Source organism: Nocardia sp. 852002-20019_SCH5090214 (genome assembly GCF_001665865.1).
Lineage (GTDB): Bacteria > Actinomycetota > Actinomycetes > Mycobacteriales > Mycobacteriaceae > Nocardia > Nocardia nova.
On record NZ_LZMK01000424.1, the window covers coordinates 1 to 511 of the forward strand.

The following is a 511-nucleotide window of genomic DNA, read 5'->3' on the forward strand; positions in this document are numbered from 1 at the left end:
GCCGCCCCCACACCGGCTTTGGCCCGCGCGGACGGGACCAGCGTCTACGTCACCGCCGGATCCACCCTCTACACCTCGCCGCAGATCGTCGCCGCGGAGAAGAGGCTGATCGCCACCGCCGGCCTCGGCGGCGGCGCCACGATCCCACGCTCCGCGGTCCAGACCGCGGAGGTCGAGTTCGCCGCCAACAACGATGGGCGCGGCCTGAACACGGGCCAAGCCGAGATGGTGGAGGCCTTCGCCACCTCCGGCAAGAGGTTTCAGGTCGCGGTCGCCCCGGCCGGGACCGGGAAGACCACCGCGATGCGGGTGCTCGTCGACGCCTGGACCGGCCAAGGCCGCTACGTGCTGGGATTGGCGCCGACCGGATCGGCGGCCGCGCAGCTGCGCGACGACACCGGCGTTCCCACCGCTACCGTCGACATGCTCAACGTCCACATCGACCAATTCCTCGACGGCACCGCCGATACCGACACCATCCCGGAGTGGGTGGACCTGATCGGGCCGGGGT

Annotated in this window: 1 protein-coding gene; it reads left to right on the plus strand. The window is 71.4% G+C overall.

Annotated elements, in window-relative coordinates; translation table 11 throughout:
• Positions 1 to 511, plus strand: a 511-nt coding sequence (locus A5780_RS36705) for an AAA family ATPase (protein WP_156769758.1), incomplete at both ends; no start/stop codon positions are given.